At 75.5% G+C, this 26,008-nt stretch carries 24 protein-coding genes and 1 pseudogene; 13 read left to right on the top strand and 12 right to left on the bottom strand.

What is annotated here, in order from left to right; all coding sequences use genetic code 11:
• Positions 1–55: 55 nt before the first annotated feature.
• Positions 56–799, bottom strand: a pseudogene (locus ABT403_RS11490) (DUF4184 family protein); the annotation flags it as partial.
• Between the two features lie 123 nt (positions 800–922).
• On the opposite strand from ABT403_RS11490, the gene ABT403_RS11485 reads away from it, so the two are divergent.
• The 3 genes from ABT403_RS11485 (at position 923) to pgfA (ending at position 3,361) form a co-directional block, all read left to right on the top strand.
• Positions 923–2,137, top strand: a complete 1,215-nt coding sequence (locus ABT403_RS11485) for a lytic transglycosylase domain-containing protein (RefSeq protein ID WP_344154316.1) — start codon at positions 923–925, stop codon at positions 2,135–2,137.
• A gap of 90 nt (positions 2,138–2,227) precedes the next feature.
• Complete coding sequence (locus ABT403_RS11480) at positions 2,228–2,371, top strand: SPW_0924 family protein (RefSeq protein ID WP_344154319.1); 144 nt, start codon at positions 2,228–2,230, stop codon at positions 2,369–2,371.
• A gap of 12 nt (positions 2,372–2,383) precedes the next feature.
• The gene (gene pgfA, locus ABT403_RS11475; RefSeq protein ID WP_344154322.1) at positions 2,384–3,361 is read left to right on the top strand and encodes a cell envelope lipid trafficking protein PgfA; all 978 of its coding nucleotides are present in this window, start codon (positions 2,384–2,386) and stop codon (positions 3,359–3,361) included.
• Here the strand turns inward: pgfA and ABT403_RS11470 are convergent.
• On the bottom strand, positions 3,348–6,071 hold the full coding sequence (locus ABT403_RS11470) for an ATP-dependent RNA helicase (protein ID WP_344154325.1): 2,724 nt from the start codon (positions 6,069–6,071) through the stop codon (positions 3,348–3,350). The genes pgfA and ABT403_RS11470 overlap by 14 nt on opposite strands.
• Positions 6,072–6,075: 4 nt before the next feature.
• Complete coding sequence (locus ABT403_RS11465; RefSeq protein ID WP_344154329.1) at positions 6,076–6,933, bottom strand: class I SAM-dependent methyltransferase; 858 nt, start codon at positions 6,931–6,933, stop codon at positions 6,076–6,078.
• A gap of 372 nt (positions 6,934–7,305) precedes the next feature.
• Between ABT403_RS11465 and rpsA the strand changes: the two genes are divergently transcribed.
• The 4 genes from rpsA (at position 7,306) to ABT403_RS11445 (ending at position 11,177) form a co-directional block, all read left to right on the top strand.
• The gene (gene rpsA, locus ABT403_RS11460; protein WP_042812805.1) at positions 7,306–8,820 is read left to right on the top strand and encodes a 30S ribosomal protein S1; all 1,515 of its coding nucleotides are present in this window, start codon (positions 7,306–7,308) and stop codon (positions 8,818–8,820) included.
• A 200-nt stretch (positions 8,821–9,020) separates the two neighbouring features.
• A complete protein-coding gene (locus tag ABT403_RS11455; RefSeq protein WP_344154338.1) occupies positions 9,021–9,959 on the top strand; it encodes a PAC2 family protein in 939 nt (312 codons plus the stop codon).
• Positions 9,960–10,016: 57 nt separating this feature from the next.
• Positions 10,017–10,625, top strand: a complete 609-nt coding sequence (coaE, locus tag ABT403_RS11450) for a dephospho-CoA kinase (RefSeq protein WP_344154341.1) — start codon at positions 10,017–10,019, stop codon at positions 10,623–10,625.
• 147 nt (positions 10,626–10,772) lie between these two features.
• Positions 10,773–11,177, top strand: a complete 405-nt coding sequence (locus tag ABT403_RS11445) for a tetratricopeptide repeat protein (protein ID WP_344154344.1) — start codon at positions 10,773–10,775, stop codon at positions 11,175–11,177.
• 39 nt (positions 11,178–11,216) lie between these two features.
• On the opposite strand, the gene ABT403_RS11440 is transcribed toward ABT403_RS11445, so the two are convergent.
• On the bottom strand, positions 11,217–11,477 hold the full coding sequence (locus ABT403_RS11440) for a DUF6343 family protein (protein ID WP_344154347.1): 261 nt from the start codon (positions 11,475–11,477) through the stop codon (positions 11,217–11,219).
• 175 nt (positions 11,478–11,652) lie between these two features.
• Here ABT403_RS11440 and ABT403_RS11435 point away from each other — a divergent pair, with 175 nt between their 5' ends.
• Both ABT403_RS11435 and ABT403_RS11430 read left to right on the top strand, forming a co-directional pair.
• On the top strand, positions 11,653–14,472 hold the full coding sequence (locus tag ABT403_RS11435) for an SCO1167/SCO6262 family helicase (protein ID WP_344154881.1): 2,820 nt from the start codon (positions 11,653–11,655) through the stop codon (positions 14,470–14,472).
• Positions 14,469–15,674, top strand: a complete 1,206-nt coding sequence (locus ABT403_RS11430; protein WP_344154350.1) for an SWIM zinc finger family protein — start codon at positions 14,469–14,471, stop codon at positions 15,672–15,674. Before ABT403_RS11435 ends, ABT403_RS11430 begins: the two co-directional genes overlap by 4 nt.
• On the opposite strand, the gene ABT403_RS11425 is transcribed toward ABT403_RS11430, so the two are convergent.
• On the bottom strand, positions 15,655–16,203 hold the full coding sequence (locus ABT403_RS11425; protein ID WP_344154353.1) for a hypothetical protein: 549 nt from the start codon (positions 16,201–16,203) through the stop codon (positions 15,655–15,657). The genes ABT403_RS11430 and ABT403_RS11425 overlap by 20 nt on opposite strands.
• 129 nt (positions 16,204–16,332) lie before the next feature.
• Between ABT403_RS11425 and ABT403_RS11420 the strand changes: the two genes are divergently transcribed.
• Positions 16,333–17,007, top strand: coding sequence for a chaplin (locus ABT403_RS11420; protein WP_344154356.1), 675 nt, complete (start codon positions 16,333–16,335; stop codon positions 17,005–17,007).
• Here the strand turns inward: ABT403_RS11420 and ABT403_RS11415 are convergent.
• Positions 17,000–17,659, bottom strand: coding sequence for a DUF2293 domain-containing protein (locus ABT403_RS11415; RefSeq protein WP_344154359.1), 660 nt, complete (start codon positions 17,657–17,659; stop codon positions 17,000–17,002). The genes ABT403_RS11420 and ABT403_RS11415 overlap by 8 nt on opposite strands.
• Positions 17,660–17,800: 141 nt before the next feature.
• On the opposite strand from ABT403_RS11415, the gene ABT403_RS11410 reads away from it, so the two are divergent.
• Positions 17,801–18,172, top strand: coding sequence for a cupin domain-containing protein (locus ABT403_RS11410; protein WP_344154362.1), 372 nt, complete (start codon positions 17,801–17,803; stop codon positions 18,170–18,172).
• A 115-nt stretch (positions 18,173–18,287) separates the two neighbouring features.
• Here ABT403_RS11410 and ABT403_RS11405 read toward each other — a convergent pair whose 3' ends face one another.
• Complete coding sequence (locus ABT403_RS11405) at positions 18,288–19,733, bottom strand: WGR domain-containing protein (RefSeq protein WP_344154365.1); 1,446 nt, start codon at positions 19,731–19,733, stop codon at positions 18,288–18,290.
• A gap of 92 nt (positions 19,734–19,825) precedes the next feature.
• On the opposite strand from ABT403_RS11405, the gene ABT403_RS11400 reads away from it, so the two are divergent.
• Positions 19,826–20,467, top strand: a complete 642-nt coding sequence (locus ABT403_RS11400; protein ID WP_344154368.1) for a nucleoside/nucleotide kinase family protein — start codon at positions 19,826–19,828, stop codon at positions 20,465–20,467.
• A gap of 44 nt (positions 20,468–20,511) precedes the next feature.
• Here ABT403_RS11400 and ABT403_RS11395 read toward each other — a convergent pair whose 3' ends face one another.
• Both ABT403_RS11395 and ABT403_RS11390 read right to left on the bottom strand, forming a co-directional pair.
• Positions 20,512–21,405: a carbohydrate kinase family protein gene (locus ABT403_RS11395; protein WP_344154371.1), complete on the bottom strand. Its 894-nt coding sequence runs from the start codon at positions 21,403–21,405 to the stop codon at positions 20,512–20,514.
• On the bottom strand, positions 21,402–22,334 hold the full coding sequence (locus tag ABT403_RS11390; RefSeq protein WP_344154374.1) for a pseudouridine-5'-phosphate glycosidase: 933 nt from the start codon (positions 22,332–22,334) through the stop codon (positions 21,402–21,404). Before ABT403_RS11390 ends, ABT403_RS11395 begins: the two co-directional genes overlap by 4 nt.
• A 157-nt stretch (positions 22,335–22,491) precedes the next feature.
• On the opposite strand from ABT403_RS11390, the gene ABT403_RS11385 reads away from it, so the two are divergent.
• On the top strand, positions 22,492–22,866 hold the full coding sequence (locus ABT403_RS11385) for a cupin domain-containing protein (protein WP_344154377.1): 375 nt from the start codon (positions 22,492–22,494) through the stop codon (positions 22,864–22,866).
• A gap of 27 nt (positions 22,867–22,893) precedes the next feature.
• Here ABT403_RS11385 and ABT403_RS11380 read toward each other — a convergent pair whose 3' ends face one another.
• The 3 genes from ABT403_RS11380 to ABT403_RS11370 all read right to left on the bottom strand — a co-directional run bounded on the left by ABT403_RS11380 (position 22,894) and on the right by ABT403_RS11370 (position 25,896).
• The gene (locus ABT403_RS11380) at positions 22,894–24,204 is read right to left on the bottom strand and encodes an MFS transporter (protein WP_425580135.1); all 1,311 of its coding nucleotides are present in this window, start codon (positions 24,202–24,204) and stop codon (positions 22,894–22,896) included.
• Positions 24,205–24,373: 169 nt separating this feature from the next.
• The gene (locus ABT403_RS11375; RefSeq protein ID WP_344154380.1) at positions 24,374–24,937 is read right to left on the bottom strand and encodes a methylated-DNA--[protein]-cysteine S-methyltransferase; all 564 of its coding nucleotides are present in this window, start codon (positions 24,935–24,937) and stop codon (positions 24,374–24,376) included.
• A 56-nt stretch (positions 24,938–24,993) separates the two neighbouring features.
• Entirely contained in the window at positions 24,994–25,896 is a 903-nt protein-coding gene (locus ABT403_RS11370) for a glycerophosphodiester phosphodiesterase (protein WP_344154382.1), read from the bottom strand.
• Between the last annotated feature and the right edge of the window lie 112 nt (positions 25,897–26,008).

The following is a 26,008-nucleotide window of genomic DNA, read 5'->3' as shown; positions in this document are numbered from 1 at the left end:
GCAGCAGGCCCACCGTGAGGCCGCCGCCGGCTCCGAAGCAGACGGTGGGGATGATGTCGAGGGGGCTGTGGATCCGGTCGTGGAAGGTGAGGAAGCGCATCACCCGCAGGGTGACCCAGACGGCCGTGCAGACGGCGATCAGGAGCAGGGCGCCCCACCGCTCCCCGCGGCCGAGCACCGGCACCGCGGGCGGCACGGGCCGCTTCGGCAGCCGGCGCAGCCCGCTCGCCGTGAACCAGAGCAGGGCGCAGGCGGCGATCGCGGAGGTGCCGTACTGGAGGAAGGTGTACGGGGGCAGGCCGAGGGCGAGGGGCCGGTTCAGCCACGGCAGTGCGTCCGTGCCCCAGCGGCCGCCGTGCGTGAAGGCGTCCCACACCACGTGGGTGAGCGAGCCGGCGACGGCCGAGAGGTAGAACCGCAGCGCGAGCGCGGGCAGTCGGCGCCCCCGCCAGTGCTCACCGCGCACCAGGGCGTGGACGCGGCCGCGCGAGCCGGCCGGGAGCAGCGCGACCAGCGGCTCGCGCAGCAGGATCCAGCACGCGGCGAGGACGGCGGTCAGCAGGGCGTCGACGGTCACCACGCCCAGGAGGGAGTGCGCGAAGTCCCCGTAGCCCATGAGGCCGCCGACGACCGCGTCCGCGAAGAAGAAGGAGTCCGGCGCGAACGACCCCAGCACCAGGGCCGAGGCGACCAGTGGCCCCCGCGCCCGGCCCGTGCGGCGGATGGCCGGAAGTACGGCGGCCGCGTGGCTGAGAGTGAACGGCACGGAGCCTCCCGGGGGTAGCCGATGTCGGGACATTATGCGTGACCCGCGCAGGCACGTGGGGATGTGGTGAATGTCAGGCCCGTACTGCGTGCCGTGTGCAGGGAGTTGACGTAGGGTCACGCGGACGTCCGGACGTCCAGTGGAGGGGTCCCGCTCATGTCGGCACGAATATTCGGCCGCGGCCTGCGCCGTGGCGCGGCCGCGGCACTGGTATCGGCGCTGGTGGCCGCCGCGATGACGGCCTCCCAGGGCCCCGCGCTCGCGGGCCCGGAGCGGATCGCGGCCGCCGGGGAGGGGGCCGCGCGGCCGCCCGCCGCCGCGCCGGACTCCGGCGGGGATTCCTCCTACCTGACCGAACTGCCGCCGCTGGCCGCCCCCGTGCCGCCGCCGGCCCTCCTGCCGGACGGGGAGGCGGCCCCCGGCGGGCAGCCCGTACCGGCGCCGTCCCTCGCGGAGGCGGTGGTCCGGCCTGCGGGTGAGGGCGCGCAGGGCATCCCGGCGAGCGTGCTCGCCGCGTACCGGCGGGCCGAGCAGCGGGTGGGGGCGGACGACCCCGGCTGCGGGCTGCGCTGGCAGCTGCTCGCGGCGATCGGCAAGGTCGAGTCCGGGCAGGCCGACGGCGGACGGGTCGACGCGAACGGGACCACCCTGCGGCCGATCCTGGGGCCCGTGCTCGACGGCAACGGCTTCGCGGACATCTCCGACACCGACGGCGGGGCCTACGACGGCGACGCCCGCCACGACCGGGCCGTCGGCCCGATGCAGTTCATCCCCTCCACCTGGGCCGCCTGGGGCCAGGACGGCAACGGCGACGGGCGGCGCGACCCCGGCAACGTCTACGACGCGGCCCTGGCGGCCGGACGCTACCTGTGCGCGGGCGGCCGCGACCTGAGGACGGGCGCCGGACTGGACCGGGCCGTGCTCTCGTACAACCGGTCGGCGGAGTACCTGCGGACGGTGCGCACCTGGTACGCGTACTACCTCCAGGGCGCGCACGAGGTCCCGGACGGCACCGGCCCGGCCCCGCTCCCCGCCCCGGGCACCCCGGCCCCGAAGCCGACCCCGACGCCGACGCCGAAGCCGAGCCCCACGCCGACGCCGAGCCCCACGCCGACGCCGAGTCCCACCCCGACGCCGAGTCCCACCCCGACGCCCACGCCCACGCCGAAGCCGAGCCCCACCCCGACGCCCACGCCGAGCCCGACCTCGACGCCGAGCCCCACGCCCACGCCGAGTACCACGCCCGGCCCCACGCAGACCCCGAAGCCCTCGCCGACCCCGAAGCCGAGCGCCACCCCCACGCCCACCCCGAAGCCGAGCGCCTCCCCGAGCCCCTCGGCCTCCACGAAGCCCGCCCCCGCCGCCCCTTAGGGCCCGGGCCCGCCCGACGGTTCTCATCTGGTCCCCGCGTTGCTACGGTACGCCTCCCTGACGACCCATCAGATCCAGGGAGGCCCCGCCGTGCGCGCACTCGCCGCCGCCGCCGTCGGGCTGGCCGCCGCGCTGGCCCTCGTCCTCGCCGTCACGGCGTTCGGGGTGCCCGAAGGCAGGACCTCGCCCAAGCCCCTGCTCACCACCGCGCCCCCCGCGCCCGGACAGGAGTAAGGAGGTCCGGCCGTGCGACGCAGAGCGAGCCTCGTCCTGCTTGCCTTCGCCGTGTTCTGCGCAGCCCTCGCACCGCTGCTGCGCTGGTACGCGTACCCCCGCCTGGCCAAGATCCCGGCGAACCAGTACCAGGCCGTGGTCCTGGAGGCCAAGGACGCCACCCTCCTCGACTACACCGGCGGGATGCAGCCCAGGAAGGTCGACAAGGTGACCATCGTCCAGACCCTCAAGGGCGACGTCGAGGCGTCCCGGCGGATCGAGGCCGACGCGGGCAAGGACGTCGTCGTCTGGGACACCCTCACCTACATCATGGGACCGGACGGCAAGATGGTCTCCCGGATCCCCGAGCGCTACGTCTTCGACGCCCACACCCAGGACCCGGTGCACGCCACCGGCGAGATGGTCGACGGGGACCCCGTCACGCGCGAGGGCATCGAGTTCAAGTGGCCCTTCTTCACCGAGCCGCGCGACTACCTCTACTTCGACGCCCAGACCCGGACCTCCTCGCCGATCCACTACGTCGGCCCCCGCACCTACCGGGGCATGGACGTCTACTACTTCGAGCAGACCGTCCCCTGGACCAAGGTCCCCATGCCGAAGAAGATGCCGATCGAGGGCATCGACCCGGCCACCATCGAGCAGACCACCGGAACCACCCTCTGGTACACGGTCAAGGCCCGCTTCTGGGTCGACCCGGTGACCGGCGCCCCCGTCAACGCCGAGCAGGACATCCAGCAGGAGATGCGCGGCGGCATCGCGGCGAGCGCCCCCGAGGGCCGGCTCACCGCCTTCGCCGGGCACGTCACGATGCGCGAGGACTACGCCAGGTACACCCGCGACCTCGTCGCCGCCAACCGTACGAAGGTCCTCGCGCTGCACACCTACGCCCCGGCCGGCCTCGCCCTCGCCGGCCTCGCCCTCCTCGCGGCCGCCCTCTGGCTGGAGGCCCGGGGCCGCCGGGCCCCGGGCGCGCCGGTCAGCGGCCCCTGAGCCGGGCGCTCGTGTGCCGGGTGGGCTCGGCCGTCGCCGGGTCCTCGGGCCACGGGTGCTTCGGGTACCGCCCGCGCAGCTCGGCCCGCACGGCCCGGTAGCCGCCCCGCCAGAAGGACGCGAGGTCCGCCGTGACGGCGGCGGGCCGCCCCGCAGGCGACAGCAGGTGCACGAGTACGGGGACCCCCGCCACCCTCGGCGTCTCGGCCAGCCCGAACAGCTCCTGGAGCTTCACCGCCAGGACCGGCTGCTCGGCGGAGTAGTCCACCCGGATCCGGGACCCGCTCGGCACCTCGATCCGCTCCGGAGCCAGCTCGTCCAGCCGGACCGCCTCGCCGGTGGCCCAGGGCAGCAGCCTCCGCAGGGCCTGGCCGGCGTCGATGCGGCCCAGGTCGGCGCGGCGGCGGGCCCGCGACAGCTCCGGCTCCAGCCAGTCGTCCGCCCGCTCCAGCAGCGTCGCGTCCTCCGCCACGCCGGGCCAGGCGCCGCCGAGCGTACGGTGCAGGAAGCCGAGGCGGGCCCGGAGCGCCACCGCGTCGGGGGACCAGCGCAGCAGGCCGAGCCCCTCGGCGCGCAGCCCGTCCAGCAGGGCGGCCCGTACGAGCGCCGGACCGGGCTCCCGCAGCGGGCGCGCCACCAGCTCGACCGCCCCGAGCCGCTCGACGGCCCGCGCCACCACGTCACCGTCCTCCCAGCGCACCTCCTCGCCCTCGGTACGCAGGTGGGCGGCCGCGGCCCGGGCGGTGTCCTCGTCCAGCACGGCGGCCAGCCGGACGCGCGCGGATGCCGAGTGCGGGGCCCGGTCGGCGACGGCCACGGCCAACCACCGCGCGTGCCGCAGCGAGGACCCCTCGGGGAGCTCGGCCCCGGTCCCGGAGGCCATCAGGAACGCCCCCGAACCCTTGGCCCGTGCCACCCGCTCGGGGAACGCCAGCGCCGCGATCAGCCCGGCGGCGTGGTCGTCGTTCCCGGCGGCGCGGGCGCCGCCGTGGGGCAGCTCCCCGCCCCGCCCTTCGCCCGTTCCCCGGGGATGCGCCCCGGACCCCCTGGGGGCTCCGCCCCCAGACCCCCGCGCCTCAAACGCCGGCGGGGCTGCATATGGCCCCACCGGCGTTTGATGCGCGGGGTCCGGGGCGGAGCCCCGGGTTTCGGGAAGGGGCGGGGTGGGGGAATCGTCCCGCGCAGCGGCCCCGCCACCGGCGGGGCCCAGCGCCCGCAGCAGGCGGCCGGCCTCCGCCCCCCAGCGGGACGCGTACGCGTCACCCCCGCGACGGGCCCGCCGCCAGGCGGCGGCCAGGTCGTCGCCGTACTCGCGCGGAGCCTCCTCGCTCAGCAGCGCCACCAGCTGCGCCGCCCGCCGCGCCCCCAGCAGCTCGGTGCCGTCCAGCAGCGCCCGCGCCAGCCGGGGGTGCAGCCCCAGCCGGGCCATCCGCAGGCCCCGGGCGGTCGGCCGGCCGGCCGCGTCCACCGCGCCGACGGCCGACAGCACCTCCCGGGCGGCGGCCATCGCCCCGGCCGGCGGCGCGTCCAGCAGCGCGAGTCCCGACGCGTCCAGGTCGCCCCAGCAGGCGGCCTGGAGCGCGAACTGCGTCAGGTCCGCGATCCGGATCTCGGGGGAGGGGAAGGCCGGCAGCCGCCCGTCCTCCGCCTCGGCCCAGCACCGGTACACGGTGCCCGGTGCCTCGCGCCCGGCCCGCCCCGCCCGCTGGCGGCCCGCCGCACGGGAGGCCCGTACGGTCGCCAGCGCGCCCAGCCCCCGCGCGTGGTCCACGCGCGGCTCGCGGGCCAGCCCCGAGTCCACGACCACCCGTACGCCCGGCACCGTCAGGCTCGACTCCGCGACCGCCGTCGCGAGGATCACCCGCCGGTGCTCCGACGCCGTCAGCGCCGCGTCCTGGACGGACGACTGAGCCCGCCCGTGGACCTGGAGCACCTCCGCGTCCACCCCGCCCAGCTGCCCGGCGACCCGGGCGATCTCGCCCACGCCGGGCAGGAAGCACAGCACATCGCCGGAACGTTCCGCCAGCGCCCGCCGCACCACCGAGGCCACGTGCGCCAGCTGCGCCGGATCCACCCTCATCCCGTGCGGCGGCCGCACCGGCCGGGCCGGCGGCGCCCACACCGTCTCCACCGGGTACGAGACCCCCGCGGCCTCGACCACGGGCGCGTCCCCCAGCAGCCGCGACCAGCCCGCCGCGTCCGTCGTCGCCGAGGCCGCCACCAGGCGCAGCTCCGGGCGCAGGGTCTCGCGCACGTCCAGCAGGAAGGCGGCGACGGTGTCGGCGTCCAGGTGCCGCTCGTGGCACTCGTCCAGGACCACCACGTCCACGCCGGCCAGCTCCTGGTCGCGCTGCAGCCGCTGCAGCAGCACCCCGGTGGTCACCACCTCCACGAGGGTGTCCCGGCCCACGACGCGCTCCCCGCGCACCGTGAACCCCACCGAGCCCCCGACCGCCTCGCCCAGCAGCCAGGCCATCCGCCGGGCCGCCGCGCGGGCCGCGATCCGCCGGGGCTCGGCGACCACCACCCGCCGCCGCGGGCCGTCGCCGGCCAGCCCGGCCAGCACCAGCGGGACCAGGGTGGTCTTGCCGGTGCCGGGCGGGGCGCACAGCACGGCCGTGCCGTGGCCGTCCAGCGCCGCCAGCAGGGCGGGGACGGCCTCGCGTACGGGGAGGGCGTCGAGGGCGGACCGGCGGAGCGGGGAGGTCAAGGGCTCAGTCCCTCTCGCACACGAAGATCGCCGTGCCCGGGATCAGGTTGCCGCGCAGCGGGGACCAGCCGCCCCACTCCTGGGTGTTCCACCGCGGCCACTCCGGTTCCACCAGGTCCAGCAGCCGGAAGCCGCCCGCGACCACGTCGCGGACCCGGTCGCCGAGGGTGCGGTGGTGCTCGACGTACACCGCGCGGCCCTGCTCGTCCTGCTCGACGTACGGGGTCCGGTCGAAGTAGGAGGCGGCCACGGACAGCCCCTCGGGGCCGGGCTCGTCGGGGAAGGCCCAGCGGATGGGGTGGGTCACGGAGAAGACCCAGCGGCCGCCGGGGCGCAGCACGCGGTGCACCTCGCGCATGACGCCCACCGGGTCGGCCACGAAGGGGACCGCCCCGTAGGCGGAGCAGGCGAGGTCGAAGGAGCCGTCGCGGAAGGGCAGCCGGCCGGCGTCCGCCTCGACCAGGGGCACCTCGCCGCCGATGCGCAGGGCGTGCTGGAGCTGGCGGTGCGAGAGGTCCAGGGCCACCGGGCGGGCGCCCCGGGCGGCGAGCCAGCGGGAGCACTGGGCGGCGCCGGCGCCGATCTCCAGGACGTCCTTGCCCTTGAGGGAGGAGGCGGGGCCCAGCAGCGCGGCCTCCTCCTCGTCCAGGCCCTCGGGCCCCCAGACGAAGCGGTCGTCGCCGAGGAAGGCGCCGTGCTCGCTCTGGTACTCGTCGGCGTTGCGGTCCCACCAGCCGCGGCTGGCGCGGCTGCTCTCCGCCTCCCCGGCCTCGCGCCGGGTGGCCTCGGCGTCGTCCTCGTACGCGTCCTCACCGGGGGCGTCTTCGGCGGCGTCTTCGGGGGCGTAGTCCTCTTGGTTCATGGGGCCCGTCGTCGTAGTCTGCGGATGGCCGGTACGGCACCCGGACGGCTGAAAATTCGTGCGGATCGCTCATCAGGGCGTTCCCGCCCATGAATTGTGCCGGTTATGGGGCGATCCGCCCGCGGTGTGCGCCTTCGCGCATTGACCCTGTCCGGCTGCCCCCGTATGCTACAAGTTGCGCTGCGAGCCTGTGCTCCTCAGACCTAGCAGGCTGCGCTTGCATCTGTTGAATGTCCCCTCGGTTTTCGAGGCCCCTACCCCTTGCGGGGGATGGGCTTCCTTGGCTGTCCGGCTTCATCGGCAGATGCCGATAAGGGCTCCCGGCGTAGCAGTACCTACGACTTTCTGTCCGTAACCGGAGCCCTTTCCCACATGACGAGCAGCACCGAGACCACCGCCACCACCACTCCGCAGGTAGCGGTCAACGACATCGGTAACGCGGAAGCCTTCCTGGCCGCGATCGACGAGACGATCAAGTACTTCAACGACGGCGACATCGTCGACGGCGTCATCGTGAAGGTCGACCGGGACGAGGTCCTGCTCGACATCGGTTACAAGACGGAAGGCGTGATCCCGAGCCGCGAGCTCTCGATCAAGCACGACGTCGACCCGAACGAGGTCGTCAAGGTCGGCGACGAGATCGAGGCCCTGGTTCTCCAGAAGGAGGACAAGGAAGGCCGCCTGATCCTGTCCAAGAAGCGCGCTCAGTACGAGCGTGCCTGGGGCACGATCGAGAAGATCAAGGAAGAAGACGGCATCGTCACCGGTACCGTCATCGAGGTCGTCAAGGGTGGTCTCATCCTCGACATCGGCCTCCGCGGCTTCCTCCCGGCCTCCCTGGTCGAGATGCGTCGCGTCCGCGACCTCCAGCCCTACGTGGGCAAGGAGCTCGAGGCGAAGATCATCGAGCTGGACAAGAACCGCAACAACGTGGTCCTGTCCCGCCGCGCCTGGCTCGAGCAGACCCAGTCCGAGGTTCGCCAGACGTTCCTCACCACCCTGCAGAAGGGTCAGGTCCGCTCCGGCGTCGTCTCCTCGATCGTCAACTTCGGTGCGTTCGTGGACCTGGGCGGCGTCGACGGCCTCGTGCACGTCTCCGAGCTGTCCTGGAAGCACATCGACCACCCGTCCGAGGTCGTCGAGGTCGGCCAGGAGGTCACCGTCGAGGTTCTCGACGTGGACATGGACCGCGAGCGCGTCTCCCTGTCGCTGAAGGCGACGCAGGAGGACCCGTGGCAGCAGTTCGCCCGGACCCACCAGATCGGCCAGGTCGTCCCGGGTAAGGTCACCAAGCTGGTTCCGTTCGGTGCGTTCGTCCGCGTGGACGAGGGCATCGAGGGTCTGGTCCACATCTCCGAGCTGGCCGAGCGCCACGTGGAGATCCCGGAGCAGGTCGTCCAGGTCAACGACGAGATCTTCGTCAAGGTCATCGACATCGACCTCGAGCGTCGCCGGATCTCGCTGTCCCTCAAGCAGGCCAACGAGTCCTTCGGTGCCGACCCGGCGTCGGTCGAGTTCGACCCGACCCTGTACGGCATGGCCGCGTCCTACGACGACCAGGGCAACTACATCTACCCCGAGGGCTTCGACCCCGAGACCAACGACTGGCTCGAGGGCTACGAGACCCAGCGCGAGACGTGGGAGCGCCAGTACGCCGAGGCGCAGGTCCGCTTCGAGCAGCACCAGGCGCAGGTCATCAAGAGCCGCGAGGCCGACGAGGCCGCTGCCGCCGCGGGCGAGACCGCCCCGGCCGCCGGTGGCAACGCCGGTGCGGGCATCTCCGGTGGCTCCTACTCCTCCGAGGGTGCGGACGAGACCTCCGGCGCCCTGGCGTCCGACGAGGCCCTGGCCGCGCTCCGCGAGAAGCTGGCCGGCGGCCAGAGCTGATCGCAGCGCAGCGAGTGCTCCACGCTCCGGCGTGAAGTGAGCTGAACGACGAGGCCCGTCCCCTCCGGGGGGCGGGCCTCCTCGCGTTCCCGGACCTCCCGGCAGGTGTTGCGTTCTCGTGAATCCGGCCAACTGGGGAATGACCGGGCCCCCTTGGACGTTGCCAGCAGAGAACACGGCGCGAGGGAGGAGTGGTGAGGGTGCTTGATCCACAGGGTCTGTACGAATGGGACGCCAAGGGTCTGGCGGTGGCCGACCTGGCGCTCGCCCAGGACTCGGCCGGACTGGTCATGCTCTACCACTTCGAGGGGTACATCGACGCCGGCGAGACCGGGGAGCAGATCGTCGAACGGCTCCTCGACACCCTGCCCCACCAGGTCGTGGCCCGCTTCGACTCCGACCGGCTGGTGGACTACCGGGCCCGCCGCCCGCTGCTCACCTTCCAGCGCGACCACTGGACGGAGTTCGAGGAGCCCCGGCTGGAGGTCCGCCTCGTCCAGGACGCCACCGGCGCGCCCTTCCTGCTGCTCTCCGGCCCCGAGCCGGACGTGGAGTGGGAGCGCTTCGCCGTCGCCGTCCGCCAGATCGTCGAGCGGCTCGGCGTCCGGCTCTCGGTCAACTTCCACGGGATCCCCATGGGCGTCCCGCACACCCGGCCCGTCGGCATCACCCCGCACGGCAACCGCACCGACCTCATGCCCGGCCACCGCAGCCCCTTCGACGAGGCGCAGGTCCCCGGCAGCGCCCAGTCGCTGGTCGAGTTCCGCCTGGGCCAGGCCGGGCACGACGTGCTCGGCGTCGCGGCGCACGTCCCGCACTACGTCGCCCGTTCCCCCTACCCGGACGCGGCGCTGACCGCGCTGGAGGCGATCACGGCCGCGACCGGGCTGGTCCTGCCGGCCGTCGCGCACGCCCTGCGGACCGAGGCGCACCGCACCCAGACGGAGATCGACCGCCAGATCCGCGAGGGCGACGAGGAACTCGTCAGCCTCGTCCAGGGCCTGGAGCACCAGTACGACGCCGCCGCCGGGGCCGAGACCCGGGGCAACATGATCGCCGAACCGGCGGAGATCCCCACGGCGGACGAGATCGGCCGCGAGTTCGAGCGGTTCCTCGCGGAGCGCGAGGGCGAGGGGTAGCCGGGACCCGGGGGGACGGGGTGGGGCCGTCCGGGGCCGCGCGCTAGGGTGCTGGGCATGCTGAAGGTGGGCCTGACAGGCGGAATCGGTGCCGGCAAGAGCGAGGTCTCGCGGCTGCTGGCGGGGTACGGGGCGGTCGTCGTGGACGCCGACCGGATCGCGCGGGAGGTCGTCGAGCCGGGTACGCCCGGCCTCGCGGCCGTGGTGGAGGCCTTCGGTGAGTCCGTGCTGACCGGTGAGGGGACGCTGGACCGGCCGAAGCTGGGGGCGATCGTCTTCGCCGACCCCGAGAAGCTCCGCACCCTCAACGCGATCGTCCACCCGCTGGTCGGGGCCCGGTCCGCCGAGCTGGAGCGGGCCGCGGGGCCCGGCGCGATCGTGGTGCACGACGTACCGCTCCTCACGGAGAACGGCCTCGCGCCGCTGTACGACCTGGTCGTCGTCGTGGACGCCGCCCCGCAGACCCAGCTGGCCCGGCTGACCGCGCTGCGCGGGATGACCGAGGAGGAGGCCCGGGCCCGGATGGCCGCGCAGGCCACCCGGGAGCAGCGGCTGGCGGTGGCCACGCTGGTGATCGACAACGACGGCCCGCTGGAGGCGCTGGAACCCCAGGTGCGCCAGGTGTGGGAACGCCTCGGCGAGCGGGCGGCGGCGCGCGCGGAGTGACGGGGCGGTCGCCGGGGCCGCGGCGCGGGTACGTGCCCCGTCCGCCGGGCGACGGCGGCGGTCACGGAGGGTGGCCGCCGGGGGACGGGGGAACAACCGTGGCGCGGACGCGCGTTGACGGCGTGCGCAGAGGGAAGGAGACACATCGTGCCCGACACCACGCCCACACCGCCGTCGCCGCCGGAGCCCTCCGGCTCCCCGACTCCCGAGACGCACGTCATCGACTACCGGGCGGCCGAGCAGCTCCTCGCGGCCCGGGACCCGCGCGGCGCGGTCCGGCTGCTCGACTCCGTCATAGCCGCCCATCCCGAGAACACCGCGGCCCGGCTGCTGCGCGCCCGGGCCTTCTTCGCGGCGGCGCAGCTGCGGCCCGCGCAGCTGGAGTTCGAGCTGGTCCTGGAGCGCGAGCCCGACAACGCCTTCGCCCACTTCGCGCTGGCCCGCACCCATGAGCGCTCCGGGCGGCACGAGCAGGCCCGCCGGCACTTCCGGCTCGCCGCCGCCCTCGACCCGCAGCCCGAGTACCTGGCCGCGGCCCGCTTCGAGGGCTGAGCCGGCGGCGGCCGGGGCCGGTGCCCCGGCCGGGTGCCGTCAGCGGCCGCGCGGGGGCTCGTACGGGGGTATGTCCGGGCCGGGCTGGTAGTGCGGGCCCTGGTGGATGTGCCGCACCACGACGGCCAGGTCCACGGCCGCCACCACCGCCAGCGCCGCGCAGGCCGCGGCCCACCCGGGCCGTCCGGCCAGTGAGAACGCGGCCGCCCCGGCGGCGGCCCACACCAGCCCCCACAGACTGAGCCAGAACCGCAGCCGCAGCGGGCTGCGGGCGGTCAGCGGTTCGTTTCCGGTGCGCATGCCCATCGCCTCGCCCTGACGGAGACCTCTCTTCCATGGTCCCACGCGGGCCGCCGGTGCCGGGGGCCCGTAAGCCCAGGTCAGTGCCCTTGTCAGTGGGCCCGCCTAGACTCGGCGGCAGTGGATCCGCCATGACCGGGCGGAGCCGGAGACCAGGGAGGGGGACCCCGTGACCATGCCGCCGTCGCCGTGGCGGCCGCTGCTGCGCAGGGCCGCCGTCTTCCTCCCCGCCGCCGTCCCCCGCGAGGGGCGGGTGGCGTTCTGGTGCCCCGAGGGGGAGCCGCTGCCCGAGGAGGCCGGCGCCCCGCAGCCGCTCCAGGTGGTGCGGCCCCACGGCACCGGGGTCCGTACCCGCACCGTGCCCGCGGTGGCCCTGCCCGTGGCCGAGGCCCTGCCCCTGCTGGCCCGGGCCGCGCACAGCCCGGCCGCCCACCCCGCCACCCGGGCCTGGGGCACCGCGGCCGTGCAGGCGCTGGGCCTCGCCGCGCGGGGCCGGCTGCTGCCCGGTCTCACCCCGGAGGGGATCGACGCCTGGCGGGCCGGCCCGCTCGACGCCGAGGACGTGGCGTATCTGCGTGCCGTCGCCGGCGCGCTCCCGTACGAGGGGTACGCCACCCCGCTCCCCGGGCGCCGCCCGCTGGCCCTTCCCGAGCCGGAGGCCCTGGTCCGGGCCTTCCTCGACGCCGTCGCCGACACCCTGCCCCGCACCCCGGCCGCGCCCTTCGCCGCCGGGCCGCCGTTCGCGGCGGCGCAGCCGCAGCCGGTGCCCGGGATAGGGGAGTGGGCGGCGCAGGTCGCCGCGGGCGCCGACGCCGGGGTGGGGATCTCCCTGCGGCTCGACCTGTCCGGCTTCCGGCTCTTCGACGAGGCGGAACCGGAGGAGGTCCGCCGCGCCGGGTCCGCCGTGGTCCAGGTGCACAGCCTCGCCGACCCGACCCTGGTGACGGACGCCGCCGCGCTGTGGGCCGGAGCCGCCGCGAGCGGGTTCGGGCCGCGCGCCCGGATCGACGCCGTACTCGCCCTGCGCCGGGCCGGCCGGGTCTGGCCGCCGCTGCTGCGCCTGCTCGACCAGCCCGTACCCGATGTGCTCGCGCTGTCCGACCCGGAGCTCGAAGACCTCCTCGGCACGGCCGCGACCCGGCTGGAGCGGGCCGGGGTCGTGGTGCACTGGCCGCGCGAGCTGGCCCGTACCCTCACGGCGACCGCCGTCGTCCGGCAGGCCGCGCCCGGCTCCGCCACCGACGGCACCGCCTTCTTCGACGCCGCCGCGCTGTTCGCCTTCTCCTGGGAGCTCGCGCTGGGCGGGGACCGGCTCACCCCCTCGGAGATGGACGCCCTCGCGCAGGCCCACCGGCCGGTGGTGCGGCTGCGCGACCAGTGGGTGCGGGTCGATCCGGAGCTCGTGCGCAAGGCGCGCAAGCGGGAGCTGGGGCTCCTGGACCCGGTGGACGCGCTGGCCACCGTCCTGACGGGGACGGCCGAGGTGGACGGGGAGGCCGTGGAGGCGGTTCCGGTGGGGGCGCTGGCGGCGCTGCGGGACCGGTTGACGGGTGAGGTGGGGCCGGTGGTGGCTCCGGCGGGGTTGAAGGCGGTGTTGCGGGATTATCAGCTGCGGGGTCTGGCGTGGCTGGATCTGATGTGTTCGCTGGGGCTGGGGGGTTGTCTGGCGGATGACATGGGGCTGGGCAAGACGGTGACGCTGATCGCGCTGCATCTGCGGCGGGCGCGTCCGGAGCCGACGCTGGTGGTGTGTCCGGCGTCGTTGCTGGGGAACTGGCAGCGGGAGATCGAGCGGTTCGCTCCGGGGGTGGCGGTGCGGCGTTTCCACGGCGGGGACCGCAGCCTCGACTCCCTCGACGGCGGCTTCGTCCTGACCACCTACGGGACGATGCGGGCCTCGGCGGGGCGTCTGGCCGCCCAGAGCTGGGGGCTGGTCGTCGCCGATGAGGCGCAGCACGTCAAGAACCCCCACTCGGCGACCGCGAAGGCCCTGCGCACCATCCCCGCCCCGGCCCGGGTCGCGCTCACCGGCACCCCGGTGGAGAACAACCTGTCCGACCTGTGGGCCCTGCTCGACTGGACCACGCCCGGCCTGCTCGGACCGCTCACCACCTTCCGGGCCCGCCACGCCCGCCCGGTGGAGCACCAGCAGGAGGAGGACGGGGGCAACGAGGCGGCCGTCGCCCGGCTGGCGGCGCTGGTGCGGCCGTTCCTGCTGCGCCGCAGGAAGTCCGACCCCGGTATCGCCCCGGAGCTGCCGCCCAAGACCGAGACCGACCACCCGGTGTCCCTGACGCGGGAGCAGGTCTCGCTCTACCAGGCGGCGGTGGAGGAGGCGATGGCCGTGATCGAGGGGAGCGAGGGCATCGAGCGGCGCGGCATGATCATGAAGCTGCTGGCCTCGCTCAAGCAGATCTGCAACCACCCGGCGCAGTACCTGAGGGAGGCCGATCCGCGCATCCCGCACCGGTCGGGCAAGCTCGCCCTGCTCGACGAGCTGCTGGACACGATCCTGGCCGAGGGCGGCTCCGTGCTGGTCTTCACCCAGTACGTGACCATGGCCCGCATCCTCGAACGCCACCTCGCCGCCCGGAACATCCCCACCCAGCTCCTCCACGGCGGCACCCCCGTCCCCCGCCGCGAGGAACTCGTCGACCGCTTCCAGTCCGGTGAGGTCCCCGTCTTCCTGCTCTCCCTCAAGGCCGCCGGCACCGGCCTCAACCTCACCCGCGCGGGGCACGTCATCCACTACGACCGCTGGTGGAACCCCGCCGTCGAGGAACAGGCCACCGACCGCGCCTACCGCATCGGCCAGACCCAGCCCGTCCAGGTCCACCGCATCATCGCCGAAGGCACCGTCGAGGACCGCATCGCCGAACTCCTCGCCTCCAAACGCGCCCTCGCCGACGCCGTCCTCGGCACCGGGGAGACCGCCCTGACCGAACTCACCGACCGACAGCTGGCCGATCTCGTCTCGCTGCGGAGGCCCGGATGATCACCGCGCGGGACGACCGCCGCCGCACCTTCGAGACCGTCCCCGCCGGGGTGGAGGCCGCCACCTGGTGGGGCCGCGCCTGGGTGCGCGCCCTGGAGGAGCGCGCCCCCGACGCCGCCCGCCTGGCCCGAGGCCGTACCTACGCCTCCGAGGGCCACGTCGACGCGGTCACCGTCACCCCCGGCCGGATCGTCGCCTACGTCCGGGGCGGCCGGGTCCGCCCGTACCGCACGGAACTGACCCTGGGCGCCTTCACGGATTCCGAGTGGGCCGAGGTGCTGGAGGCGGTGGCGGCGGATCCGACCGCACTGGCCGCGCTGCTGGAGCGGGAGGTCCCGCGGTCCCTCGCCGGGCGGATCCTGCCCGGTGCGGGCGAGCTCGGGGCCCGCTGCTCCTGCCCGGACCCGGCGCGGCCGCCCTGCAAGCACGCCGCCGCCCTCTGCTACCGGGCGGCCCGCCTCCTCGACGCCGATCCGTTCGTCCTGCTGCTCCTGCGCGGCCGGGGCGAGCGCGAGCTCCTCGACGACCTGGCCCGGCGCAACGCCGCCCACGCGGCGCGGGAACGGCCCGACACCGCACCGGACTTCCCCGGCGTCCCGGCCCGCGCGGCGGTGGCCCGCCGCGTCCTGCCCCCGCTGCCCGCTCCGCTCCCCGCGCCGGATGCGGTGGGGTCGCCGCCCGCCTATCCCGCCGACCCGGCGGCCCCGGACCCGCTGGCGCTGGAGCAGCTCGCGACCGACGCCGCCGCCCGCGCCCTGGCCCTGCTGACCACGGGCGAGGATCCGATCGCGGGGCTCGGCCTGTGGCAGGACGCCGTCCGGCTGGCCTCCGCGCACCCCACGGCGGGCCTCACCGGGGCGGCCCGCACCCTCTACCGCGACCTGGCCCGGGCCACCGGGCGGACCACCACCGACCTGGCCAGGGCCGCCGCGGCCTGGCGGCAGGGCGCTCTGCCCGCGCTCACCGTCCTCGACGAGCCGTGGGACCCGCCGGCCGGCCCCTTCGACCGGGCCCGTCCCGCCCTGCTCGCCGCCGGCCTGGGCTCCTTCCGTCCCGAGCGCAACCGGCTCACGGACCGCACGCGTCAACTGCGGCTGGGCCGTGACGGGCTCTGGTACGCCTACGAGTGCCGGCCGGGGACGGATGACTGGTGGCCCACCGGCCGGCCGTCCCCGGATCCGGTCAGCGCCCTGCGGGGCTGAGCCCGGCCGCCCAGGAGGACAGGGTGGCGAAATCCCGGTCGCGCAGGCCGTGCCGGGGCAGGACGCGCAGCAGCAGGGCGGGCGCCGGGTGGTGTTCGCGGACCCAGGCCCGGTCCTGCGGGGTGATCATGTCGTCGACCCAGGCGAAGGGGCGCCCGGCGGCCCACTCCAGGAGGTGGCGGGTCTTCCAGGACAGGCCGTCCGGGTCGCGGGCGAAGAGCACCGGCCAGTCGACGACGGGCAGGTCGGCGGGCAGCCCGATGTGCGGGGAGATCAGGGTGTTGGCCTGGTGCGTCCAGGCGGTGGCCCAGGTGAGGTCGAAGGGCAGGGCCAGCAGACGGGCGCCGTGCGAGGGGTGGAGGCGCACCCGCACGCCCCGCCGGGCACGGCGGGACTCCGGGTCGCGGTAGGAGAGCCAGACGTCCGGGCGCATGCGGTGGCTCGTGTAGCCGCGCAGGCCCGCGGAGAGGGACCGGAAGGGGTTGAGCGGGCCGTCCACGTCCAGCAGGAGTAGTGGTCGTTCAGTCATGAGGTAGGCATTACCCAGTACACGATGGAGTGAAATGCCTACCGGCTCTATAACCCGAACGGGTTCACCGCGTTGTCCCCGGTACGGGCGCGACGCCCGTGAAACCCCTCCGGAAGGCAGGAAAAGCCGATGCGTCTCAGTCGTCGGAACGGTGTGATCGCGGCGATGGCCGTGGGTGGCGGACTGGCGGTGGCGGGCGTGGGCGGCCTCGCCCACGCCGACGCGGACGCGGGCGGGTCCGCGGAGCGCTCGCCGGGTCTGCTCTCGGGGAACCTGGTGCAGCTGCCGGTGCACGTCCCGGTGAACGTGTGCGGGAACACCGTGAGCGTGGCCGGTGTGCTCAACCCGGCCGCAGGCAACCGCTGTACCAACGCGTCCCCGGACGGCGGCCATCCCGATCCGAGGCCCTCCCATCCCGGGAAACCCGGCTCCGGCCAGGGGGGCGGGGCCGGAGCGGACGGGCGGGGAAAGGATTCGCCGGGGGTGCTGTCCGGCAACGGCGTCCAGTTGCCCGTCGACCTCCCGCTCAACGTCAGCGGCAACTCGGTGAGCGTCGTCGGCGCCGGCAACGGCTCTCACGGGAACACCTCCGTCAACGGCGAGACCCCCACCGGCGGCACGCCGCCCCAGCCGCTGCCGCCGGTCAGCGAGCGGCCGGTCACCCCGTCGGCCCCGTCCCTGCCGCCCGGCGCCCCCTCGGCCCTCGCCCACACCGGATCCGACGGGCTGGGCTACCTGCTGCCCGGCAGCGGCGCCCTGCTCCTGGGCGGGGTGCTCCTCTACCGCCGCTTCCGCGTCAACTGACGGGCCCCGCACGCCAGCCGTCGAGGATCGCGTCGATCCGGGCGGCCAGCCGGGCGCGGGCCTCGAACCGGTGCACTCCCGCCATCAGCAGCGCGTCGTACTCGGTGTCGGTGTGGCGCACGGCCGCCCGGACCGCCATCGACACCGCCTGCTCGTCCAGGGCCCGGCCGGCCGCGGTGCGGCCGACCCGGCCGCTGCCGCGCAGCGAGGCGTGGGCGGCGATCGCCCGCGCCCGCTCGGGCGGACAGCCCGGGAACAGCCGCAGGATCTCGGCGGCGAACGCCGCCGTGAACCGGACGTCCTCGGCCGCGCGGCGCAGCCGGTCCCGGGCCCGGCGCCGGGCCCGGGCCTCGGCGTCCGCCAGACAGGCCCGCTCGGCGCGGGCCAGGGCGGCGTCCTCGACCAGCAGCCCCTGCCGTTCGTAGCGCCGGCGCCCCCGGTGCCGGCGCACGACGACGGCCGACAGTGAACTGGCCTCCCGCGCGCGGCGGGTGAGCGCCGCGTTCCCGCGCGGCAGGTAGACGAGGTGTCCGAGATCCGCGCAGTCGAGACAGCGCGGCACCCCGGACTCGCGGACGACGTGCCTCAGGGGGCCCCGCCGGCACTCGGCGCAGTGGATCGGCCTCAGTGACTCGAAGACGACGAGACTCATGCCGATGTGATACCGCCGACCGGTCCCTCTATCACCTTATGGAGATGGGTAATTGGTTATTGCGAAAATCTGTCCGGACCTCGTGACCTCCACCTAGCGTGAGCCGCCAAGGGCCGCAGGCGAGCCCGTGGAGGAGAGCACATGGGCGGACGGCAGGCGACGAGGGAACGGCTCCCGGGAACGGGGGTCCCCGCGGACCTCACGGGCCGGGAGGTCGTCATACCGCCCGGCGGCTGCACGGGCTGGCACTACCACCTCGTACCGCTGATGGCGGTCGTCGCCTCCGGCACCCTCACCCGGATCCTGGGCGACGGCGCCGTCGAGGTACACCCGGCCGGGGCCACCTTCGTCGAACCCGAGGGCGGCGACCACGTCCACCTCGGCCGCAACCTCACCGCCGAGCCCGTCGTCCTCCACATCACCTGCGCACTCGCCGACGACGACCCCTGGGCCGTCCCCGCCCCGCCCCCGCCGGGCGCCGCCTTCTGCGGCTGCCCGGACCACACCCCCTGACCGCTCCGGGCGAGGCACCCTGGACCGGTCACGCGCCCCGCCCGGGCGCGGTGCCGTGGAGACCCCCGTCCACCACGGCACCGCCCCCGCGCGGGGCCGCACCGGCCCCGGCCGGTCAGACCAGCCGGCGTATCTCCCCGCGGACCCGGTAGAACCCCCCGGTCGCCGCGTGCAGCCCGTCCACCACGTACCGGGCCCCGGCCTCCCGGATCCCGCGCGGGAACTGGACGTTCCAGTCCGGCTCGAAGCCGTCCGACACCACCTGCACCCGCATCCGCCCGCCCACCTGCACGCACTCGACGACCACGCCGCCCGAGGGGGCCGCCGCCACCGAGACCGTCGCCACCGCCGCGGGCGAGGCCGCCGGGGTGAACACCGGCAGCGCCGCCGCCGACTTCACGTCCACGGCGGCCGGCACGGAACCCCGCCGGGCCGCCGCGATCGCCGCCTCGCTCGCGTCCACGCACACCAGCGAGCCGTCCGTCGTCACCAGGTAGAGCCGCTCGTCCAGGTACTGCATCGACAGCGCGGACCCCCCGCCGGTGCCCAGCTTCCACAGCCTGCGCCCGTCGGCGCCGAAGCAGTACACCGAGGACGAGGAGTCACCGGCGAACACGTGCCGCCCGTCCGGCGACGTCGCGCACGAGTAGACCGCCGCGTCGCACGCGTACGAGGCCTCGACCGCGCCCGTCGCCTTCGACAGGCGCTGCACGGTGTTGCGCACCGTCCCCGCGTACACCGCGTCCCGCTCCTGCCAGCCGAACAGCACCCCGCCGGGCGTCCCGGTGTGCCACAGCTGGCCCGTGCCGTCCGCCGCGTAGGCCGTCACACCGCCGCTGTGGCCGTGGTACACCGCCCGCTCGTCCGCCCGGACCATCCAGGCGCCCCCGCCGGCGGACCTGCGTGACCACTGGTGCTCGTCCTCGTGGTCGATGACGGTCAGACCGCCGTTGGCGTCGGAGACGTTGAGCACGCCCTCGTGGATGTCGAGCCAGTAGATGTCCACATCGGCCGCTATGCCGTACGCCCCGAACGGCACCTTGGACGACAGGTCGTACACCGTGCCGTCGTCGCAGCCCGCGTAGATCCAGAACTCGTCCGCGACCAGGCACTTCACCCCGTCCGGCAGGGAGTAGCGGGCGAGGACCTCGCCGCCGTGGCTGACGGTGTAGACGTCACCGGCCTGGTTGCCGACCCAGCAGCGGTCCTCGTCCACGTGGATGCCGAAGGCCGCCGAGCCGGTGCGGAAGCGCCACAGCACCGGCGCCACCGCGCGGGCCGTCGACGGCGCCGAGGCCACCTGCCGGCGGGTCACCGACCGCGCGGCCCGCGCCCCCCGCACCGCCGGCGCGTACCCCTTGCGGACCTTCTCGCCGATCTTCTTGGCCGCGGCCGCCCGGGCCTTGTCCGCCGTCGGGAACGACGAGCTCTGCAGCTGGCCGGCCGCGCCGATGCGGCCGTAGCGCACGGAGACGGTGAGGCCGTCGAGGGTCACCTCGTAGAACTTGTGCGCGGCGCCGTCCTCCTGCGACAGCTCCAGGTACGTCGTCTCCCGAGCCATGACAGACCCCTCCCCAAGAGTCGGGCCGCCGGCTCCTGTTCACCGGTGATCCCTCGTGAAAAACGCTAAGGGCGACCACTGACAATGGGTTCGTGAAGCTGGAAGCGATCACCTGGCAGCGGATGGCCGAGCGGCTCGCCGGCCACCTCGACGAGCCGCCCCGGGAGGGCGGCGCGTGGCAGCGCGTGGGCATCGACGGGGCGCCGGCGGCCGGCACCGGGGTGCTGGCGGGCGAACTGGCCGAAGCCCTGCGGCAGCGCGGGCGATCCGCGCTGGTGGTGGCGGCCGGCGGGTTCCTGCGGCCGGCCTCGCTGCGGTTCGAGTTCGGGCGCCAGGACGTGGACGCGTACCTCGGCGGCTGGTACGACACGGGCGCGCTGTGGCGGGAGGTCTTCGCGCCGACCGACCCGGACGGCAGCGGGCGCGTCCTGCCGGACCTGTGGGACCCGGTGACCGACCGGGCCACGCGCAGCCCGTACGTCGAGCTCCCGGCGGGCGGGGTCCTGATCGTGCACGGGCCGCTGCTGCTGGGGCAGTGGTTCCCCTTCGACCTGAGCGTGCACATCAGCCTCTCGGAGGGGGCGCTGGCCCGGCGGACGCCGGCCGAGGAGCGCTGGACGCTGCCGGCGTTCGCCCGCTACGCGCGGGAGACCGACCCGGGGTCGGTGGCGGACGCCCTCGTCCGCGCGGACGACCCCCGCCACCCGGCCTGGACCGGGCTCCGCCGCCCGTAGCGCCCGGGCCGCCGCCGCGCGGGGAGAAGGCCCCGTGCGGCGGGTCAGGGGCGGCCGCCCAGGCGGGTTATCGCCCGGGCCGCCGCGCGGCAGCCCGCGCGGGCGGCGGCGGCCGGGGTGGCGCCCGTGAGGCGCGCCGCCAGGAAGGCGCCGGTGAAGGCGTCGCCCGCACCCGTCGTGTCCACCGCCTCCACCGGCTCCGCCGCCACCTCGGCCGTGATCCGGCCGTCCTCGGCGACGAGCGCCCCGCCCGTGCCCCGCGTCACCACCACCAGCGGCACCCGCAGGCTGAGGGCCTCGGCGGCCCGGGCCGTGTCCGGCAGGCCCGCCAGCAGCCGGGCCTCGTCCTCGTTCGGCAGGAGGACCGCGGCCCCCGCCACCGCCGACAGGAAGGCCCCGGGACCCAGCCCCGCCAGGAACCCCGCCGACGCGGGGTCCACGCTCACCGGGACCCCCCGCGTGCGCGCGGCCCGCAGCGCCACCAGGGCCAGCTCGCGGCTGGACTCGGCGAAGAACAGGTAGCCGGACAGGTGGAGGTGGGCCGCGCCGTCCAGCAGCGCGGGCGCCCAGTCGGCGGGGCACAGCCGCAGGGAGGCCCCGCTGTCCGTCAGGAACGTCCGCTCCGCGTCCGCCCCGACCAGCGCCACCACCGTGCCGGTCGGCTCCGCCGGGTCGACCACCAGCCGGGGCCGCACCCCCGCGTCGACCAGCGCCCGCTCGTGCCAGCGCGCCGACTCGCAGCCCACCCGGGCGAGGAGCCGTACCTCGGCGGTGCCCGTACGCGCCGCCCAGCAGGCCGCGTTGGCTCCGGCACCGCCGGGCAGGGTGCGGATCCGGGCGGCGGTGTCGGTGGCCGGGGCGAGGGGCTCCCGGTGCACCGCCACCACGTCCGTGACCACGTCCCCGACGACCAGCAGCGCCCCCGGTGCCCCCGTCACGCCCGGGCCGCCCACGCCGCCGCGATCCGCGCCCCGAGCCGCACGTTGCCCCGTACCGCCGCCAGGTTCGCCTCCAGGGAAGCCCCGCCGGTGGCCCGTACCAGGTACTCCAGCAGGAACGGCGTCACCGCCTGCCCGGTGATCCCGCGCTCCCGGCACCCGGCCAGGGCCTCCGCCAGGACCCGGTCGTGCACGGCGGGGTCCAACTCGTCGGCGGGGTCGACCGGGTTGGCCACGATCAGGGCCGATTCCGGCCCGGCGACGGCATCCTGAGCGGCCATCACCTCGGCGACCTCCTCCGGGCGCTCCACCGTCCAGTCGACCGGCTCGCCGGAGTCGGCCAGGTAGAAGCCCGGAAAGGCGCGGGTGCGGTAGCCGACGATCCCGACGCCGAGCGTCTCCAGCCGCTGGAGCGTGGCGGGCACGTCCAGGATCGACTTCACGCCCGCGCACACCACCGTGATCCGGGTCCGCGCCAGCAGCGACAGGTCCGCCGACTCGTCCTGGGTCCGCGCGAACTCCCGGTGCACGCCGCCCAGCCCGCCCGTGGCGAAGACCCGCAGGCCGGCCCGCGCGGCCAGGAGGGCCGTCGCCGAGACCGTCGTGGCGCCCGTGGCGCCCGTCGCGAGGGCCGGGGCCAGGTCGCGGTGGCCGAGCTTGCGCACGTCCCCGCCGGCCGCGATCCGCTCCAGGCGGGCCTTGTCCAGGCCCGCGTACGCCACCCCGTCGACCACCGCGACCGTCGCCGGGACCGCGCCCTCCGCCCGTACGAGGTCCTCCAGCTCCAGGCCCACCGCCAGGTTGCGGGGGCGGGGCAGGCCGTGGGCGATGATCGTCGACTCCAGGGCGACGACGGGCCGGCGCGCGGCGAGCGCCTCGCGCACCTCTTCCGACAGGACCGGGACCTCGGATGCTCTGTGCTGTGGCATGTCCCCATCCATGGCACGGGACGCGCGCCCCCAAACGCGCCCCTCCCACTCCGGCGCGAAGCCGCCCCCCGGCTCGACGGAATGACGTGTGCGCCGCGCCCGTGCTGGACGCTCTGATCACCCCGTGGCCGGGGCCGCCACCCTAGGCTGGCGCACCATGAGCACCAGTGACCACAGCGCCCCCGCCTCCTTCGCCGTCTCCGTCGCCGACGTCCCCGACGGCGAGCTGGAGGCCGAGGACCTCGACCCCGCCCAGATCGTCTCCGGCACCCCCGTGGTGACGGGCAAGGTGCTCTGGGAGTCCGAGGACGGCTCCCAGATCCGGGGCATCTGGCAGATCACCCCCGGGGTGGTCACCGACACCGAGGCCGACGAGCTGTTCGTGGTCGTCGGCGGCCGCGCCACCGTCGAGGTCGAGGGCGGTGCGACGCTGGAGCTGGGTCCCGGCTCCGCCTGCGTGCTGCGGGAGGGCGACAAGACCACCTGGACGGTCCACGAGACCCTGCGCAAGGCCTACCACATCAACCTCTGACGGCCCCGCCCGGCGGCCTCCGCCGCGCTACCGGGAGGCGTCGGCCGGATGGCGCCGGGCGGTGAACAGGGCCAGCCCCGCCATCGGCAGCAGCAGCGCGGCGCCGATGGCGTTCAGCCAGCCGTAGCCGGCCTGGGACATCACCAGGCCGGCGGCCGCGCCGCCCAGGCCCGCCGCCGCGTTCATCGTCAGGTCGCTCAGGCCCTGTACGGCGGCCCGCGCGGGCTGCGGCACCGAGTCGGTGAGCAGCGCCGAGCCGGAGACCATGCCGGCGGACCAGCCGAGGCCGAGCAGGAAGAGACCGGCCGCGCTCTGCGCGTGGTCGCCGTCGGCCGTACCGGCGAGCAGGGCGGCGAGGGAGAGCAGCCCGGCCGCGAGGCCGATCACGGAGAACCGGCCGAGCCGGTCGGCGAGCCAGCCCATGACGGGCGAGAAGGCGAACATGCCCGCGATGTGCCCGCTGATCACCAGCCCGACCAGCTTGAGGCCGGCGCCGTGGTGGCCGAGGTCGACCGGGGTCATCACCATGATCGAGACCATGGTGGTGTGTGACACCGCGACGGTGAGCAGCGCGAGCCGGGCCCGCGGCGAGGCCTTGACGGCGGCCACCCCGGCGCGCAGGGAGCGCCCCTGGCGGGACTCCTCCCCGGGCGCGGCCAGCGCCCGCGCGGTGAGCAGCGGGTCCGGCCGCAGCAGGACGCCGAGCAGGGTGCCGGTGAGGACGAACACGGCGGCGGCCCAGACGAAGGGCCCCGCCGTCTGGGGTATGGAGGTGCCGGCGAAGCTGTCGCTGGCCGGGGCGGAGAGGTTGGGGCCGAGCACCGCGCCGATGGTGGAGGCCCAGACCACCACCGAGATCGCGCGGGCCCGCCGGTCGGGGGCGGCGAGGTCGGCGGCGGCGAAGCGGGCCTGGAGGTTGGCGGAGGAGGCGGCGCCGAAGGCGGCCATGCCCAGCATGAGCAGCGGGAAGCTCCGTACGGCGGCGGCCAGCACGACCAGGCCGGCTCCGGCCGTGCCGATCGCGTACCCGGCCAGCAGCCCCGCCCGGCGCCCCCGGGCGGTGGTCAGGGCGGCGAGCGGCAGGGAGACCAGGGCGGTGCCGATCACCGCGGCGGTGGAGGCGAACCCGGACAGCGCCTCGGTGCCGCTGATCTCGGTGGCCAGTACGGGGGCCAGGGCGATGCTGATGGGCACGCCCAGGCCGCCCAGCATCTGGCCGGCGATGAGCACCGTGGAGATCCGGCGCTGGATCCGGGGCAGATCGGCGGCGGTCACGGGCGGCGCGGTCCCCCCGGCGGCGCGGGAGGCCGCGGGCGGGGTCGAGGGGGAGGCGGTCACGCCGGACACCCCCGTCGCGGGCGCGCGGGCGGGAGGTCCGGGGCGGGACGGCGGGCGGCGGGGCCACGGGCGGCAGCAGGAAGCACCGCCGCAGTGTCCCACCCCCCACCGCCGGGGGGAACCGGGTGGAAGGGGACCGACGCGGTCACGGGGGCCCGACCCGCACGGCCTAGAAGAGCGGCCGCGGGAGGACGCCCTCCAGCGCGAGCAGGGTCCGCTTGGCCTCCAGCCCGCCCCCGAAGCCCCCGATGCCGCCGTCGTTCTCCACCACCCGGTGGCAGGCGACCACCAGCGGCAGCGGGTTCGAGCCCATGGCGTTGCCCACGGCCTGGGCCGCCCCCGGCTGCCCGACCCGGGCCGCCAGCTCCCCGTAGCCGACCACCGAGCCGTAGGGCACCGAGCGGTCGAGCTCCAGCAGCACCTGGCGGTTGAACCCGGAGCTGAGCCGCCAGTCCAGCGGCAGGTCGAAGCGGCGCAGCGTACCGGCGAAGTAGGCCTTCAGCTGGCGTATCGGCTCCGCCAGCAGGACCTCCCGGCCCGGTTCCGGGCGCCAGGCGTCGGCGCCGAGCCGGGAGACCAGGGCGTCGATCATCCGGCCGGCCCGGTCCGGCCCGGCATGGAACTCCACCCGGACCAGCCCCTCGGGGGTCGCGGCCAGGAGCAGGGGACCGATCTCGCTGGGGAGGACGGTCCATTCGAGGTGCGGCCCGCGGGGCCGCTCGGTGCTGTCCACGCCTCCACGGTACGGCGCCCCGCCGACAGCGCCGCCGCCGAGCCGAGCCCGACCCCCTAGAAGCCGCCCACGGCCCCCCGTACGACGTCCGGCGCGTTCGTGATGATCCCGTCCACCCCCATCTCGCGGACCTTCCGGGCCGTGGGCGCGTCGTCCACGATCCAGGTGTCCACCTCCATGGCCTTGCCGTGCGCCCCCCGCAGCCCGTGCACCGCCTTCACCCAGTCCGCCGAGATCGTCGTGTGCCACGGGTTGATCCGGTCCGTGAACTCGGCGTACCGGGGCAGGTCGGCGACGGTCGGGGTCCCCAGGAAGGCCGTGACCAGGTCGGGGCGCAGCCGGTGCACGATCCGCACGGAGTCGGCGCTGAAGCTCTGCACCACCAGGCGGCGCGCGACGTGGTTCTCGTCGAGCCAGCCCAGTCCGTCCAGGAGCTCCAGCGTCTGCTCCTCGATCCCGGGGTAGAGCTCCGGCTTCTTGATCTCCAGCAGCAGCCTCTGCCGGTTCTGCTGGACCCGCTCCATGTACGCGCGCAGCGTCGGCACCCGGGCGCCGGCGAAGCGGGGCGAGAACCAGCTCCCCGCGTCCAGCCGGGCGATCTCCGCCGCCGTGAAGTCCTTGACCCGCCAGGGCTTGCGGTCGGGGAAGACCTGCTCGACGTCGGTGGTGCGGGCCAGGGTGTCGTCGTGGATCACCACCAGCTCGCCGTCCCTGGTCCGCTGGACGTCGTTCTCGACCCAGTCGAAGCCCAGCCGCATCGCCAGGTCGATCGCTTCGAGGGTGTTCTCCGGGGCGTACGCGGAGGCCCCCCGGTGGGCGTACACGGTCGGACCCAGGAGCCCCGTCGCGCCGGTGGCGGATCCGGGTCCGGGGGCGGCGGCCGACGCCGTCCCGCCCAGCAGGGTCAGGGTGAAGCCCAGGAAGGCGGCGGCTGCCGCGGTGGCGGATCGGACGTACATGTGCGTTCTCCTCGGGTCGGGCGAGCCCTGTTCCTGCGTCAGCCGGGTGCGGACCGGCAGTCGTCGTGGCTGTGCACTTCACGGCGGAGCGTTCACCGCGATCATGGGCTCG

It is taken from the genome of Streptomyces sp. NPDC000075, assembly GCF_040301925.1.
GTDB lineage: Bacteria > Actinomycetota > Actinomycetes > Streptomycetales > Streptomycetaceae > Streptomyces > Streptomyces polychromogenes.
This window is presented reverse-complemented; position numbering and strand designations above follow the sequence as displayed.

What these genes read in the sequence shown, in the direction of transcription:
- ABT403_RS11485 (WP_344154316.1), top strand. Translation starts at nt 923, where the DNA reads ATGTCGGCACGAATATTCGGCCGCGGCCTGCGCCGTGGCGCGGCCGCG.
- ABT403_RS11465 (WP_344154329.1), bottom strand. Translation starts at nt 6,933, where the DNA reads ATGAACCAAGAGGACTACGCCCCCGAAGACGCCGCCGAAGACGCCCCC.
- rpsA (WP_042812805.1), top strand. Translation starts at nt 7,306, where the DNA reads ATGACGAGCAGCACCGAGACCACCGCCACCACCACTCCGCAGGTAGCG.
- coaE (WP_344154341.1), top strand. Translation starts at nt 10,017, where the DNA reads ATGCTGAAGGTGGGCCTGACAGGCGGAATCGGTGCCGGCAAGAGCGAG.
- ABT403_RS11440 (WP_344154347.1), bottom strand. Translation starts at nt 11,477, where the DNA reads ATGCGCACCGGAAACGAACCGCTGACCGCCCGCAGCCCGCTGCGGCTG.
- ABT403_RS11435 (WP_344154881.1), top strand. Translation starts at nt 11,653, where the DNA reads ATGCCGCCGTCGCCGTGGCGGCCGCTGCTGCGCAGGGCCGCCGTCTTC.
- ABT403_RS11430 (WP_344154350.1), top strand. Translation starts at nt 14,469, where the DNA reads ATGATCACCGCGCGGGACGACCGCCGCCGCACCTTCGAGACCGTCCCC.
- ABT403_RS11425 (WP_344154353.1), bottom strand. Translation starts at nt 16,203, where the DNA reads ATGACTGAACGACCACTACTCCTGCTGGACGTGGACGGCCCGCTCAAC.
- ABT403_RS11420 (WP_344154356.1), top strand. Translation starts at nt 16,333, where the DNA reads ATGCGTCTCAGTCGTCGGAACGGTGTGATCGCGGCGATGGCCGTGGGT.
- ABT403_RS11415 (WP_344154359.1), bottom strand. Translation starts at nt 17,659, where the DNA reads ATGAGTCTCGTCGTCTTCGAGTCACTGAGGCCGATCCACTGCGCCGAG.
- ABT403_RS11410 (WP_344154362.1), top strand. Translation starts at nt 17,801, where the DNA reads ATGGGCGGACGGCAGGCGACGAGGGAACGGCTCCCGGGAACGGGGGTC.
- ABT403_RS11405 (WP_344154365.1), bottom strand. Translation starts at nt 19,733, where the DNA reads ATGGCTCGGGAGACGACGTACCTGGAGCTGTCGCAGGAGGACGGCGCC.
- ABT403_RS11390 (WP_344154374.1), bottom strand. Translation starts at nt 22,334, where the DNA reads ATGCCACAGCACAGAGCATCCGAGGTCCCGGTCCTGTCGGAAGAGGTG.
- ABT403_RS11385 (WP_344154377.1), top strand. Translation starts at nt 22,492, where the DNA reads ATGAGCACCAGTGACCACAGCGCCCCCGCCTCCTTCGCCGTCTCCGTC.
- ABT403_RS11370 (WP_344154382.1), bottom strand. Translation starts at nt 25,896, where the DNA reads ATGTACGTCCGATCCGCCACCGCGGCAGCCGCCGCCTTCCTGGGCTTC.